Source organism: Marinomonas polaris DSM 16579 (assembly GCF_900129155.1).
GTDB classification, from domain to species: Bacteria; Pseudomonadota; Gammaproteobacteria; order Pseudomonadales; family Marinomonadaceae; genus Marinomonas; species Marinomonas polaris.
In genome coordinates, this window is record NZ_FQVF01000030.1 from 36,482 (window position 1) to 49,975 (window position 13,494).

Sequence of the window (13,494 nt, forward strand, 5' to 3'; positions counted from 1 at the left end):
TTTTTGATCAATAAGATATAAGGTGTAAATATTTTGTTTAATTTACGAAATAAGAATTTTTTAAAATTGTTGGATTTTAGCCAGCGAGATGTGAGTTTTTTGTTGGATTTGTCTCGCGATTTAAAGCGTGCGAAGTACTCAGGCATGGAGCAGCAGGGCTTGAAGGGTAAAAACATCTGTCTGATTTTTGAGAAGTCCTCGACTCGTACCTTGTGTGCATTTGAAGTGGCGTCGTTTGATCAAGGCGCACAGATCACCTATTTAGGCCCTTCTGGTTCGCAAATCGGTAAGAAAGAATCCATGAAAGATACAGCTCGCGTGTTGGGTCGTATGTTTGATGCGATTGAATATCGTGGCTTTGGTCAGGAAGTCGTGGAAGAGTTGGCGAAATACGCTGGTGTGCCTGTCTATAACGGGTTGACCGACGAATTTCATCCAACACAAATGTTGGCGGATTTGCTCACTATGCGCGAGCACAGCGGCAAACCTTTGAATAAAATCAGCTATGCCTTTGTTGGCGATGCCCATTCCAATATGGGACATTCATTGATGATTGCGGGCTGTTTAATGGGCATGGATGTACGCATTGCTGCGCCTAAATCTTTATGGCCAAGCGACGAGTTCTTAAAACCTGCACGAGAATTAGAAAAACGCTATGGCGCGACACTTACTATTACCGAAGATGTAAACGCTGCAGTGAAAGACTGTGATTTTATTCATACGGATGTGTGGGTTTCTATGGGCGAGCCTGATTCTGTTTGGGAAGAGCGCATCAAATTACTCACGCCTTACCGTGTAAATAGCGATTTGATGAAGGCGACTGGCAACAGCAACACCAAGTTTATGCATTGCTTACCAGCTTTTCATAATCGGGACACCGACGTGGGCGAAGAGATCTTCCAAAAATTCGGCATTGAAGAAATGGAAGTATCCGACGAAGTGTTTGAATCGGAAGCAGGTATTCAGTTCGAGCAAGCGGAGAATCGCTTACATACGATTAAAGCCATGTTGGTCGCCACTTTGGGTCATTAACATTCAAGACTACTGCACTCGTAACGACTTGACAGGAAATGACGTCTAATTAAAAGGACTGGAATATGAGAATTGTAGTGGCTTTGGGTGGTAACGCCTTGTTAAAACGTGGCGAGCCATTAACGGCACAAGCCCAGCGCGAGAATATTAAAATCGCAGCGCAAGCCTTGGCAAAAATAGCCATCAATAATGAGCTAATTATCACTCATGGTAATGGCCCTCAAGTTGGTTTATTGGCACTGCAAGGCAACGCCTATAAGCCGGATGAGCTTTATCCTCTGGATGTTCTCGGTGCCGAAACTGAGGGCATGATTGGTTACATGATAGAGCAAGAAATGGGCAACCTTGTTCCCGAAGAGCGACCATTGGCAACGCTTTTAACCATGATAGAAGTCGATCCAAAAGACCCAGCGTTTAACAATCCCACCAAGTTTATTGGTCCCGTTTACGAAGAAACGGAAGCCAATAAACTCGCCCAAGACAACAACTGGACTATAAAACCAGACGGAAAAAAATGGCGTCGAGTCGTGGCTTCGCCCTTGCCAAAGCGCATTTTTGAAATTCGTCCGATTCGTTGGTTATTAGAAAAAAACACCATCGTTATTGCCAGTGGCGGCGGAGGCATTCCTACTATGTATGACGCGGATCATTCTCTAAAAGGCGTCGAAGCCGTGATAGATAAAGACTTATCCAGCGAACTACTCGCGCGGGAACTGGGGGCCGATTTATACATCATGGCGACTGATGTTCCGGCGGTGTACCTGGACTGGGCGACGCCACAGCAGCGCGGCATTAAAAGCATAAATCCTGCTGATCTCGCCAACTACGACTTCGCTACTGGTTCCATGGGACCGAAAGTTAACGCCGCCAGGCAGTTTGCCGAGAAGACCGGCAAAGTCGCCGCCATTGGATCATTAGAAGAGCTTGAATCAATCGTTAAAGGCACCGCAGGTACACGAGTGAGCAAGCTGGTTGGACCAATGGAAAGGTATTAGCAACTATTGTAAAAACAGTAATTAAATGTTTTTAAAAAAAGGATCAGACAATGAACATGAAAGAAGCTTACCAAAAAAAACTCCAAGCACAATTAGACGAGTGGAGCGCAGAAATTGATTTGCTCAAAGCAAAAGCCCGCAGTTCAGAAGCTGACGCGCAAATTGAGTACTCGAAACAAATCGAGGAGCTGCATGCGATGCGAGAATCGGCCAAGCGAAAAATTACCGAACTGAAAGAAGCCAACGACGATGCATGGGAGGATCTAAAAGCAGGTATGGATAGTGCGTGGAACTCGCTCAGCAAAGCGGTTAAGTCGGCTCGCTCTAAATTTAAATAAATAGAGCGGCAAAGATGAATATCGATGTTTGTTTTGTGGTCGAATGTCAGAGCAAAGTTTGTCTGACATTCGAGTGTTGGTAAATATTGAGTCTTAGATCGTGATCGGTTTATGTCGAGTTTTAGTTTTTACTCACTCGCCAAACCAAATTACCCACATCATCCGCTACTAATAAAGCGCCGGTTTTATCGATGGTTACGCCAACCGGTCTACCATAGGCATCGCCATCTTCACTAAGAAAACCAGTCACGACATCGATTGGATCAGCGGAAGGTTGTCCATTAACAAAGGGAACGAAAACAACCTTATAGCCGCTGGGTGGGCGACGATTCCATGAACCATGTTCGCCAATAAACATGCCATTGCTGAACGTTGAGGGTAGGCTAGTTCCGGTAGATGAGGTTAAGCCAAGTGGTGCTACGTGTGAGCCTAATGCGTAATCTGGCGCAATGGCTGTCGCGACAAGATCAGGACGTTGCGGCTGAATTCGGGTATCAATATGTTGCCCGTAATAGCTGTAGGGCCAGCCATAAAATCCGCCATCGGTTACCGAGGTTAAATAATCTGGCACTAGGTCATTACCCAGTTCGTCACGCTCGTTGACTACCGTCCACAATTTCCCTGTTGTCGGTTCCCACGCCATACCATTCGGGTTGCGCAAACCGCTGGCAAAGACCCGAGAGGCGCCAGTGTTTATATCCACTTGCCAAATTGCCGCGCGCTTTGCTTCTGCCTCCATGCCGTTTTCGCCGACATTACTGTTAGAGCCAACGCTGACATAAAGCTGAGCACCATCGGCACTGGCGATAATGTTTTTCGTCCAATGATGATTGATAGAGCCTGCAGGCAAATCTATTAGCTTGTTACCAGGTGTTGTAATTTGCTTGTCACCCGTGTGATATGGAAAACGCAAAATCGCATCTGAATCAGCGACATACAAAGTATTACCCACTAAGGCGATGCCAAAAGGGGAGTTAAGATTTTGCAAAAATACAGTTTGAATATCAGCAACGCCATCGCCAGTGCTGTCACGCAGTAGAGTGATACGATTAGCGCTTGGTACAGCTGCTCCAACCCGCTTCATGACCAATCCCATTGCCCAACCTTTCAATCCTTTACCGTCATCAGGTTTGGCCGGAGCGTTAGTTTCGGCAACAAGTACATCGCCATTGGGCAAAACATACAACCAACGAGGGTGGTCTAACCCTTTGGCAAACAGGTTTATCTGTGTGCCTTTAACAGTCATCGGCGTTTTATCGGCAGGCCATCCTATCGCCGGCGCAATTTTTAACGTCGGTATCAAGTCGTGCTCTGGTTCAGGTAACGTTGGGTTTGCACCTACGCCAAAATTTTCTGGATGGGGGGATTTTTCAGCGCAGCCATTAATCGACAATGCTCCGATAACAAGCACCGCATAAGCAGCAAATCTATTATTTATGAGCAAAAAATCTTTCATTATTTTTTCCTGAAGAAAATAGAACGCAGGGATGGCAGACTGCCATGGTTACGAGCGAAGCCAAAGAGTAAAGCCAAAGAGTAAAGCCAAAGAGTAAAGCCAAACACACCCTTTGGGACTGAGCGTGCTGTATAAATTTTAAATCATACCTCAGTGCGGATGCTCTAACGAGCAATGTGCTTCGTCTGCTTCGCTTTCTATTTGGATCGTCGCGTGTTCTATCGAAAACTCATCGTGTAGATGATGCTGAATTTGGTGCAGGAAGCCTTCCGGTGTACTGTCTTTCATCACCAAATGCACGGTTAAAGCCACTTCTGTGGTGCTTAACGGCCAAACGTGTAGGTCGTGAATGCGCGCGACATCTGGCAAGTTTTCTAGAAACTTTCTTAGTGCTGGCATGTCAATTTTGTCTGGCACAGCATCTAATGTGTAGTTCATGGAATCTTTGAGTAGATTCCATGTTCCTATGAAAATCACCGCGACAATCAATAGACTGATAACAGGATCGATCCACAACCAGCCTTTCCACCAAATGAGTGCGCCAGCAATCACAACACCTAAGGACACTGCCGCATCGGCTGCCATGTGCAAGAATGCGCCTTTGATGTTTAAGTCGTGCTGATGACCTCCCATAAACAAGAGTGCGGTGGCCGTATTTATCACCACACCAATCGCAGCCACTACCATCATGGTAATACTCGCAACGGGCGCAGGTTCAGAGAAACGCGCTATCGCTTCCCAAGCAATAATTCCCAGTGCTGCCAATAGCATGGCAGCACTGATCAAAGACGCCACCACAGTCACCTTACGAAGACCATAAGTACGTTTTTCGGTCGCGGCTTTTTTGGCTAATATACTTGCGCCCCAAGCAAGCAATAAACTCAGCACATCGCTTAAGTTGTGTCCTGCATCGGCAATCAGCGCGAGTGAATCTGCCGCAAAACCATAAATAAACTCGACCGTTGTAAAAAAGACATTGAGAACGATGCCAATGGCAAACGCACGATTGTAATTACTAACATGGTGGCTGTGATCGTGGCCCATAGATCCTCATACGCAAATAAAAAACAGTATACCTTTTTTACCTTTCAGGAAAGCGAGACTCGAGGGAATCGTTTGTACATTAAATTCACCAGCCACACGACATAAGCAGGAATGATATAAACGCTACATGCACACCCAGTCGAGAGAACAGATGTGCAAAGCGTTGGGGGAGGGGGAGGCGTTTAAGCCAAAAAATATTATTGTGCCGTAGTTTTATGAAATTATGTAGATGATTGATATGTATATGAATCGCGCTTAATTGTAGAAAGCGGCACATAAATGATCTTTGCTAACATGATAAATTGAGTTTACAATAAGATTTTGACGATGATGTCATAATTTCATTGAGGTTAATTACCATGCCTTTACCTAAAGCAAGACAAGAAAAGCCAAAAGCGACCGCGAAAGACGTTAAGTCAGCTGCTGCCGTTGGTGACGCTGTGTTTGCTTACTTTCAAAAACACGGCAAGTTTCCTACTTCTAAAGAGCAACTGCAACCAGCTAAGGCTTAACTTGGCGATTGTACAGACAGCCTCTATTTTTAGAATGGCTCCTGACTGGGAGCTTCACAAAAATACTTTTGAATCCTACAAGCTTAATGGTGAACAGCCAGACTTTTATGGTCGTGACGCATCATTAAGCCACCCTCATGTTCACCATATACACCTCGCTCAAACACAAGAGCTAGCCAATCTTTGGGCTAAACGACACCCTAGAATTGATCAGGTCTATTATCGCACTACCCGAATGGGTGATCCTGATAATGACTATTGGCTGATTTATGCCTTTGATGATTTTGAAGAGAAGTACCTGTTGCTAACTATTCTAGGTCCAGATGCCCACAACAACGTGCAATGGCGTGCTTATCTTACGAGCTTGTACACTCAATTTGTTGAGCCTTGGATCAATGGCAAGCTGGATGATGTGGTTTAGTCGGGCGAGTAGATTTCTTTAAATAGGCTTCTGATCCCTTCAATGCCCTTTTTATTGAATGAAGCAACTTTATTGCTATCTTCTGCTGACAGTTCTGTCTCTCTTTTTTCCATTATTGTTTCTAAAAATCTATGTGTGTCTGCAGCAGTTGGGATTGAACTGATGTTTTTAAAATTAAAGGCTTCACAGTTTATGAGTTGTGAAGCAAAGGCTGAAGATGATACGTGAAACTTCTCGATTGAGTTCATGGTTATGCTTCTGCGCTCCATGCTAAGGCGAGAGAGTAGATCTATGGCCTTTTCTTGTTCTCTTGAGTTGGTGGCTTTTTCTAAATCGCATTCGATTTTGTTGTCATGAGAGTTATTGATTAAGAGTTGTCTTACATCAATCATCATTGCGTTATAGGACTGGCTTAACTCTTTTAGAGCGATTGCGGACTGTTCAAGTCGGTGTTGCTTTTTGATCCTTTCTTCCCATGAATTGAAAGACTTGTAAGCATAAAAGGCGGCGGCAAGTGTTGCTATGGCAGCGAGACTGGTCGCGAAGTTTGAAAAAACTGATAGCTTACTATCAGTAGCAGACCATATTGGAAAGCCTGTCAATGTACCAAGCGTGTAGCTGATAATGATGATAAAAGTGCAACAAACCCACCAACTCCCGTCCTTGAAACTCATGTTTTATATACCTTTTATGATTGTCCATTTGCTGCAATAGTTGCATTAAGTAATTTAATGAGCTTAATACTTGAAGTTAGTTTCTTCATGAAATTATGCTTCGTTTAATGACCGTGTGGTGCATTCGAAAATGGGTGTCTGATTATCTTGCAGTGTCAGCGTTGGTTTGATCGTATAACCAATTTTTGCAAGAAAACCAATGAGTTTATCAGAAGAGAATTTGTCTACTTTGCCTCTTGTTAGCTCACTTACTCTAGGTTGGGTGATGCCCAAGTTAACCATTATATCCGCTTGTTTCCAGCCTTTTGATTGGAAGTAGTTTCTAAGCACAAGCATCATATCTGCACGGAACTCGAGATCAGCCGCTTTCGCTGAATCATCAGCAATCACATCAAAAATATTTGTAAATTGTAATTTTTCCATAATGATAGCCTGCTGTTAACGAAATATAAATATACGTTTTTTTGTATAATTTGTATGTTAGGTTTTATTAACATACTCGTCAATATAAATATCCCTCATTACTGGTCGAAAAATCGGAAATCCTACTGCTTACAAAAATTCACTTGGCCATTTGCGCTGCTTAAAACTATACTGTATATCTATACAGTATTTTGGTGTTGATCATGCGTGTGACTTATCTTGGTGTGTCTGAGTCGGCGGCGTTTATCGCGGCCAATAGTGTGCGAATCCCTTTGTATGTGGATTCCGTTTCAGCGGGATTTCCTTCGCCCGCTCAGGACTTTGTTGAAAAATCCTTGGACTTAAATGAGTTCTGTGTCGCTCATCCTAATGCGACGTTTTATGTGCGTGCACAAGGGGATTCGATGATCGATGTGGGCATTTATTCAGGTGATGTGTTGGTGGTGGATCGTTCGTTAACCGCGCGCCATGGGGATATCGTCATTGCCTGCATTCATGGAGAAATGACGGTGAAGACGTTGGAGCTGAAGCCCAATGTGTTGCTTCGTCCGAAGAATAAAGCCTATAAGGCGATTCATATTACCGAAGAGTCCGAGCTAGAGATCTTCGGTGTGGTCACGGGCGTGGTTCGCAAGTACGAGCGCGGTTGATGAAGACGGTCTTTGCTTTGGTCGATTGCAATAACTTTTACGCCAGTTGCGAGAAGTTGTTCCGGCCAGATTTAAAGCACACGCCTGTGGTTGTGTTGTCGAATAACGATCTGCGGGGTGGAAATCGTTAGTAAATCCTGTAGAGTCCGCGCCACCTTCTGAACCCCTCTGGAACAGCAGTTTCCAGGCTTCATAAGGTAATCCTTTGGAAGTGGTTTAGGGCAGCGGCATGAGGTTGGTATTCGCAACAAAAGACCTAGCATTAGCAGGTCGTTCATTTGAAGGTTTTCCGTTGCTGATTGGGTCAGAAGGGTGGCCAGTCGAGCCAGCTCAATCCTTCCTTTGGCACACGCTCATCGAGTCAGGTGAGTCCCTAAGCGATTTGACTTGGGAAGCCTATGGACGGCGTTTGTACGATTACTTCGCCTTCCTGGAAGCAAATGGATTGGCCTGGAACGAGGAAGTCCCGGCCCACGGTCTGAGCGTTCTGTCGAGGTACAGGGATTGGTCGAGCGGAGAATTAACACTTGACCCCGGCACGGTGAACAATCGCCTAGCCTTGATCGTGAGGTTCTACCGATGGGCTAAGCAGCGCAACCTGATAACCGTGCTGCCCTTCGGTGAGAAAAGGGTAAGAGCTGCCCAACATTCCGGTCTTCTCAGTCATATCGCTCGGCCCGGAGCCGAGAGCACGAAAGTTTCGGTGATGGTTCGCGACCGAAAGCGCTTGACCAAATTCCTGACCAAAGATCAAGTCAAGGTATGCCTTGCCCTCGATACCGATCCAAGCCACCAGATATTGTTCCACCTCATGGTGCGTACTGGCCTTCGCTCCTGTGAAGCGAGGTCTTTTCCTCTCAAATATGTGTTCAACCCTAGGTTAAAGAAGGGACTACGCCCAGGGCAAATGATTAGCGTTGCTCTTGATCCTTCAGACATGCATATCAAGTACGACCGGCCTAGAACTATTGACGTGCCATGGTCGCTGATGGAGAGCATGTGGTCATATTCCCTTCACCAGCGAGAGGTTCGTAAGTCCAATGGCGATGGAAGTGTTACCGCGCTGCTGCTGACTAATGAAGGCAGGCATTATTCAAAAGATTCCGTAGTGGACGTTATGAAGTCCTATGAACGAAAGTGTGGCTTTTATGTTCGGGCCCATATGCTACGCCACACTTATGGGACTTATACCCTGCTTGCTCTTCGGAAAAGCAAAGAATTTGAAGGTGAGCCGCTGTTGTATGTCAGAGACAGGTTGGGGCATTCAGATATTCAAACAACGATGATTTACTTGCATCTTATCAATCAGCTTGAGGCTCAATCCGTTCTAGCGCATGAGGACGAAATTGACATGATGTTCATGGCTGGCTCCAATAAGCGCACCTGAGGTAATTACGTTGGCTCGGCAAAAGAACTATAAGGCGTCCTTGCAAACCGTCACGAAAGGATTTGAGGCTGTCGAGGACAGCATCAAGATTGATTTACCTAGGAACCCAAGAAACCATAGACAGCTCGACCACACTCAATATTTAGGCCTTGGCTTCGATGCGTGGGCAATTCAAAGTATTCATGTGATCAGGACGTTGCTGCAAGGAGGCAATTTTTCCGTGGCCACATTGATTGGCTACTCTGTAAATGGATTGAGGTTTTTCCTTGGTTTTCTGGGGGGCGGGGCAATAAAGTCTCCACCCGCAACACCAAACAGCCTGACCAAACGCCACATGGAGCGTTTTATCTCCTGGCTTAAACTAAAGTATCCTAACGGTTCAACTGCCAAGAATTACTATACCAGCTTTAAGTCATTGGTCATTGTGCTAGCTGATTATGGGTTCATTGAAACCAATACTGATGATCTTTTGCCGCCTAATCCATTTCCTAACAATGCGCAAAGCACGAAGGACGCAGACCCGCTTTCCATGGGAGAAATGCAGAGGCTGCTGGGGGCGTTGAAGTCTGACCTTATAGCTATCCATAAGGGCACATTTATCGGTAACGGAGCTGAGGCAATGTCGGTGATGTTACTGATCACGGCGGCAAGATCCGGCATCAACACTACGCCACTTTTAGAAATGACTAGAGACGCCCTCAAGCCTCATCCGTTTGTGCCAAATCTAAGATTGATAAATACAATCAAGCGTAGAGGAAAAGGTGCGCAGAGCAAGACGATACGGCAAACTAATCTGATAGATGAGTTCAGCACTATTCCGCTCGATGGTGTTGCAGTTTTGAATAAGGCTCTCGAAATCAGCAAGCCTCTTGTCGCCCTTGCATCCGAAGAAATTCGTTCACATGTATGGTTGTACCGCTCAGGGCAACGAGGTGGCGAGAACAAAATTGTTTACCTTAAATCTGGTGCTTTATACATTTCAACTAAAAGCATCTGTGAGCGTCATGCCCTCCAGGACGATCAGGGTGATCGTCTGCACGTAACGCTTAGTCGGCTGCGAAAAACTATGGAGAGCCGTTTGTGGAAGTTGAGCGGTGGTGACATCCTGGAGGTTTCCTCCGTCATGGGCCATAGTCCCGGTGTCGCAGATAACCACTATCTGAAAATCAACGATGAGATCAAGGTCGAAGGCGCGACATTTGTTGGCGAGGCCTTTCCGGACAAGCTTCGCGGCATCAACGTCACACCAACCCCACCGGGCGGTTGCAAGGATAGCCTCTACGGTAGCCGGGCACCGAAAGATGGCGTAAATCATTGCTCTGAGTTCATTCACTGTCTAGGTTGCCCTAGCTATGCGATTGTGGGGACGGTTGAGGATTTATATCGTTTATTTAGCTATCAGCAATTCCTGTATGCGGAAATTGAATATTTCCTTACTGATGAGTGGGACGAATGGCGTAAACGTCAGCTTGACTATATCCGGCTGATAAATGAGTTCACCTCGCGAAAATTTGATGTCGCGTTGGTAAATGAAGCCAAGGCCAAAGCTGAATCTGCTCCGCACCTGTTCTGGGCAAAAAAGATTGAGTTTATGAAAAAGAAACGGAGCGGGTCGATTTGAATATCAGAAGTTCTAATGCAGCATTGAAAGCATATGATGTCCTTATCGCACAGCCGGTTACGGCTAACGGCCTGAGCCCAGAAGAGCGCGATGCTATTGTGATCAGTGCAATCATCAATGAGAAAGGCGAGACATTAGTCCTTAGCCGGTTTGGTGATGCACAATGGGATTTACGTCCGTTTTTTGATCAGGCCAATGTTTCCGAGTCTTATAAATTCATCGCCTGGGACATGAGCATGCCTCCGGCTTTGATAGATGACTGTAAAGCGGTTGCTTATGCTTGGTTTAAAAGAGGTCTTCCCCGCTCCAAGCCTCCAATCGCACGCGGCATTACTACTTTCGCTGTCGCAAGCGTTATGCCGTTCGTTCGGTGGCTAAACAGTCTCGGTGTTTCAAGGTTTGCGGATGTCCGTCCTCTTCATATTAGTAACTATGTTCACCATTGCAAAGAGGAATTGAAGTTAAGGCCGCTTCCTCTGTATGGACGCTTACGAGTGATTGATTTCTTATGGGTGTTTTCTGCCGATACGATATTTCCTCTTCAACGTTATCCGTGGGGTGATGCGTCGCTATGGCGAGTCTGTGGGATTGGCAAAATCAAAGGCGCTGACGCTGCCGGTAAGAATGTAGGGCGGACAGATATCATACCTCCCGGCGAACAATCCAAAATTTTTAATTATTGTGAAGAGATTGTTCGACAGGCCAGAGATGAATTGGCTGTCAGCGGCATTGGCTACCATCCTAGCGATGATCGAATCTCTATTCGTGTCCGGGATGCTGTGTTGTACATAGTCTCAATTACTAGCGGCATGCGTAATGACGAAGCCATTGGTATTGAGGTTGGTGCATGGCGCAGAGAATTCAAGAATGGGGTCGTATTTTGCTGGGTATCTACCATTGAACATAAAACTGGCAAGGGGCGCGTAGAATATCTTGTGCCTGAGTTGACTTTGGGCGCGCTGGATCTTTTGGCCAAATATTCGGTTACTATCAGAAATGAATTGGAACAAGAGATTAGAAGGCTCGCAAGAACGACTCATCCAAGCAACCCCGCAGAGCATCTTTTAAGGTTAGAGAAAGCGCAAAAGGACTCAAAGAAACTATTTTTGGGGCGGCACGCAAATGGAGGCAAGCTCAAAGAGAAACATGTTGAGGCGCTCAGTGGTCAGGGTTCTAACGAGGCATTTGTAAGAATCGCTAAAGCCGCTGGAAGCGACTGGCAACTGAGAACACACCAGTGCAGACGGACATATGCAAGGTGTTTCGTAGAGTCTCGAATGGGGCGCACTTCACTGATCTGGCTTAAATGGCAGTTCAAACACAGCAGTATGAGCATGACCCAACTTTATGCGTCCAATCCACAGCAAGATCTGACTCTATTTGATGAGATTTTGCAGCAGATGACGGAGTTCAAAATTGACCTGATCGAATCATGGCTCGATGATCAACCACTGGCAGGTGGAGCAGGCGAAAAGATTGTGGAATTGCGGGCAATTCCAATCAAGAACAGGGCCGCTTTGCTCGCGCAGACGGCCCCGCATGCCAACATTCGTGCGACTGGACACGGCTGGTGCATTGCAACGGAGCGGGGCTGCGGAGGCGCAGGCCTATACGAGGCCACACGGTGCCCAGGGTGCAAAAATTCGGTGATCGATGAATTCTTCGCTGGCACCTGGCAGGACATTTATATCCAACAGCAAGAGCTTATCAAAATCGATGACGTTGGCCCTGCCGTGAGGCAGCGAGCAGAGCGCGACTTGCAAGTCGCACTGGACGTCATCACTAGCTTGGGTCTCTCTCCCATAAACGACGATACGAACCGGGCTGTAAATGATGAGTAAATCCACTGATGATCAGGCCCCTGCTCGTTCAAGATCGAAGACCCTAAATTCGCTTGATAAGGTCATCGATAGTCTTGTCGCAGGTAACGAAAAGCTTTCCATCGCTGCGGTTGCCCGAGCAGCAGGTGTTACGCCCGGTCTCATCCACAATACATACCCAGCGGTGGCAGAGAAAATTCGCAATCTCATGGGCAAGTCGGTACGCGCCCAGCGAGATTCGAAGCACCAGGCGCTGATGCATGAGAAGGAGAAGAACAGGGCACTCCGTGCGGAAAACGATCAGCTATTAGAGGAGCTTGCCCGAATTGCCTCTGTAAACCAGCGTTTGCTGTTCGAAATGGCTAAGTTGAAAACAGTCGCCGGCGGAAAGGTTGTGGCTTTAACTCCGAAGCACGAGGGACACGTCCCGGTCGCAACGTGTCCCGACCCTATTTCGCATTGATTTGATCCATCACCTGCATGACTTTCTGCGAGGCGCCGGGCTGCACACTGGCAAACAGATCAGGGGTGTACTCGCTTGGCTGGCATGTACGTATTCGCCTCCCGACCAACGCTCAAGTCAAATCGAAGCATTGCTGTCGCATAACTGGCATGCCGCGAGTTAAACGGGTATACGGATTTAATGGTTGATGGGGCACCTTCACCCCATCAATCTGATACCACCCTCAGATGGTTGATAGATCGACTCCGTAGTTGAGTTCCTCTGCGAAGTCCGGCAGTCCGTAACCGATGGTTTTCTTGTAGAAAGGAGAGACCTTCGCAGTCGGTGCCTTCTTCTTGTGCTTCGTGGTGTAGAGCATTCGTGCCCGCATCACCTCGAAGGAGTAACCGCGCCCTTCACGGTTCTTGTCCTTGGCCAGTCGGTTGATGGACTCCGTGTAAGCGTTGGTGACGGGCATGTCCGTCTCGAAGTAGGTCATGGTCTCTTCGCGCCAGTTTCCCACTGCCCTGACCAGATCGCTCCAGACTTCCTTTTGGCCCTTCGGGATGGTGGCTATCCACTCGTCCAGGGCGGCTTCTGCCTGGAGCCGTGTGGTGGCGTCCCAGATGCCGTAGAAGCGCTCCTTGTGCTCGTAGGCGGCCAGCAGTTGCGGGAACGC

General features: G+C 46.8%; 15 protein-coding genes and 1 pseudogene. 11 read left to right on the plus strand and 5 right to left on the minus strand.

Going from position 1 to position 13,494, the window contains the following annotated elements; translation table 11 throughout:
• Positions 1–30: 30 nt before the first annotated feature.
• The 3 genes from argF to BUA59_RS22350 all read left to right on the plus strand — a co-directional run bounded on the left by argF (position 31) and on the right by BUA59_RS22350 (position 2,365).
• Positions 31–1,032: an ornithine carbamoyltransferase gene (argF, locus tag BUA59_RS22340; RefSeq protein ID WP_072842266.1), complete on the plus strand. Its 1,002-nt coding sequence runs from the start codon at positions 31–33 to the stop codon at positions 1,030–1,032.
• A gap of 65 nt (positions 1,033–1,097) precedes the next feature.
• Positions 1,098–2,027 (plus strand): carbamate kinase, encoded by a 930-nt coding sequence (arcC, locus tag BUA59_RS22345; RefSeq protein WP_072842268.1) that lies wholly within the window; start codon positions 1,098–1,100, stop codon positions 2,025–2,027.
• A 50-nt stretch (positions 2,028–2,077) separates the two neighbouring features.
• Entirely contained in the window at positions 2,078–2,365 is a 288-nt protein-coding gene (locus BUA59_RS22350) for a sll1863 family stress response protein (RefSeq protein WP_072842270.1), read from the plus strand.
• A gap of 121 nt (positions 2,366–2,486) precedes the next feature.
• Here the strand turns inward: BUA59_RS22350 and BUA59_RS22355 are convergent, their stop codons facing one another.
• Complete coding sequence (locus BUA59_RS22355; protein ID WP_072842272.1) at positions 2,487–3,821, minus strand: PQQ-dependent sugar dehydrogenase; 1,335 nt, start codon at positions 3,819–3,821, stop codon at positions 2,487–2,489.
• A 150-nt stretch (positions 3,822–3,971) separates the two neighbouring features.
• On the minus strand, positions 3,972–4,865 hold the full coding sequence (locus tag BUA59_RS22360; protein WP_072842274.1) for a cation diffusion facilitator family transporter: 894 nt from the start codon (positions 4,863–4,865) through the stop codon (positions 3,972–3,974).
• A gap of 359 nt (positions 4,866–5,224) precedes the next feature.
• On the opposite strand from BUA59_RS22360, the gene BUA59_RS23960 reads away from it, so the two are divergent.
• Together BUA59_RS23960 and BUA59_RS22365 are read left to right on the plus strand one after the other, a co-directional pair.
• On the plus strand, positions 5,225–5,377 hold the full coding sequence (locus BUA59_RS23960) for a hypothetical protein (RefSeq protein ID WP_157789907.1): 153 nt from the start codon (positions 5,225–5,227) through the stop codon (positions 5,375–5,377).
• Between the two features lies 1 nt (position 5,378).
• Positions 5,379–5,798 (plus strand): type II toxin-antitoxin system YafO family toxin, encoded by a 420-nt coding sequence (locus tag BUA59_RS22365; protein WP_100187815.1) that lies wholly within the window; start codon positions 5,379–5,381, stop codon positions 5,796–5,798.
• Here BUA59_RS22365 and BUA59_RS22370 read toward each other — a convergent pair.
• Together BUA59_RS22370 and BUA59_RS22375 are read right to left on the minus strand one after the other, a co-directional pair.
• Positions 5,795–6,472, minus strand: coding sequence for a hypothetical protein (locus tag BUA59_RS22370; protein WP_072842276.1), 678 nt, complete (start codon positions 6,470–6,472; stop codon positions 5,795–5,797). The two genes, BUA59_RS22365 and BUA59_RS22370, sit on opposite strands and share 4 nt — an antisense overlap.
• Before the next feature lie 93 nt (positions 6,473–6,565).
• Entirely contained in the window at positions 6,566–6,895 is a 330-nt protein-coding gene (locus BUA59_RS22375; protein ID WP_072842278.1) for a helix-turn-helix domain-containing protein, read from the minus strand.
• 203 nt (positions 6,896–7,098) lie between these two features.
• Between BUA59_RS22375 and umuD the strand changes: the two genes are divergently transcribed.
• The 6 genes and pseudogenes from umuD to BUA59_RS22405 all read left to right on the plus strand — a co-directional run bounded on the left by umuD (position 7,099) and on the right by BUA59_RS22405 (position 12,836).
• A complete protein-coding gene (umuD, locus tag BUA59_RS22380; RefSeq protein WP_012069683.1) occupies positions 7,099–7,545 on the plus strand; it encodes a translesion error-prone DNA polymerase V autoproteolytic subunit in 447 nt (148 codons plus the stop codon).
• Positions 7,545–7,655, plus strand: a pseudogene (locus BUA59_RS22385) (Y-family DNA polymerase); the annotation flags it as partial. The gene umuD and the pseudogene BUA59_RS22385, both read left to right, overlap by 1 nt.
• 119 nt (positions 7,656–7,774) lie before the next feature.
• Positions 7,775–8,932, plus strand: a complete 1,158-nt coding sequence (locus BUA59_RS22390; protein WP_072842282.1) for a tyrosine-type recombinase/integrase — start codon at positions 7,775–7,777, stop codon at positions 8,930–8,932.
• A 10-nt stretch (positions 8,933–8,942) separates the two neighbouring features.
• The gene (locus BUA59_RS22395) at positions 8,943–10,553 is read left to right on the plus strand and encodes a hypothetical protein (protein WP_072842284.1); all 1,611 of its coding nucleotides are present in this window, start codon (positions 8,943–8,945) and stop codon (positions 10,551–10,553) included.
• The gene (locus BUA59_RS23965) at positions 10,550–12,394 is read left to right on the plus strand and encodes a tyrosine-type recombinase/integrase (RefSeq protein ID WP_175550807.1); all 1,845 of its coding nucleotides are present in this window, start codon (positions 10,550–10,552) and stop codon (positions 12,392–12,394) included. The genes BUA59_RS22395 and BUA59_RS23965 overlap by 4 nt, the downstream gene beginning before the upstream one ends.
• Positions 12,387–12,836: a TetR family transcriptional regulator gene (locus BUA59_RS22405; RefSeq protein ID WP_072842298.1), complete on the plus strand. Its 450-nt coding sequence runs from the start codon at positions 12,387–12,389 to the stop codon at positions 12,834–12,836. The genes BUA59_RS23965 and BUA59_RS22405 overlap by 8 nt, the downstream gene beginning before the upstream one ends.
• A 223-nt stretch (positions 12,837–13,059) precedes the next feature.
• Here the strand turns inward: BUA59_RS22405 and BUA59_RS22415 are convergent.
• Positions 13,060–13,494 (minus strand): transposase (locus BUA59_RS22415; RefSeq protein WP_139222361.1); only part of this gene is annotated, 435 nt, incomplete at its 5' end.

Bases quoted from the DNA above. Each gene is read 5' to 3' on its own strand.
- BUA59_RS22355 (WP_072842272.1), bottom strand. From the start codon at position 3,821: ATGAAAGATTTTTTGCTCATAAATAATAGATTTGCTGCTTATGCGGTG.
- BUA59_RS22370 (WP_072842276.1), bottom strand. From the start codon at position 6,472: ATGAGTTTCAAGGACGGGAGTTGGTGGGTTTGTTGCACTTTTATCATC.
- BUA59_RS22390 (WP_072842282.1), top strand. From the start codon at position 7,775: ATGAGGTTGGTATTCGCAACAAAAGACCTAGCATTAGCAGGTCGTTCA.
- BUA59_RS23960 (WP_157789907.1), top strand. From the start codon at position 5,225: ATGCCTTTACCTAAAGCAAGACAAGAAAAGCCAAAAGCGACCGCGAAA.
- BUA59_RS22350 (WP_072842270.1), top strand. From the start codon at position 2,078: ATGAACATGAAAGAAGCTTACCAAAAAAAACTCCAAGCACAATTAGAC.
- BUA59_RS22360 (WP_072842274.1), bottom strand. From the start codon at position 4,865: ATGGGCCACGATCACAGCCACCATGTTAGTAATTACAATCGTGCGTTT.
- BUA59_RS22375 (WP_072842278.1), bottom strand. From the start codon at position 6,895: ATGGAAAAATTACAATTTACAAATATTTTTGATGTGATTGCTGATGAT.
- arcC (WP_072842268.1), top strand. From the start codon at position 1,098: ATGAGAATTGTAGTGGCTTTGGGTGGTAACGCCTTGTTAAAACGTGGC.
- BUA59_RS22405 (WP_072842298.1), top strand. From the start codon at position 12,387: ATGAGTAAATCCACTGATGATCAGGCCCCTGCTCGTTCAAGATCGAAG.
- umuD (WP_012069683.1), top strand. From the start codon at position 7,099: ATGCGTGTGACTTATCTTGGTGTGTCTGAGTCGGCGGCGTTTATCGCG.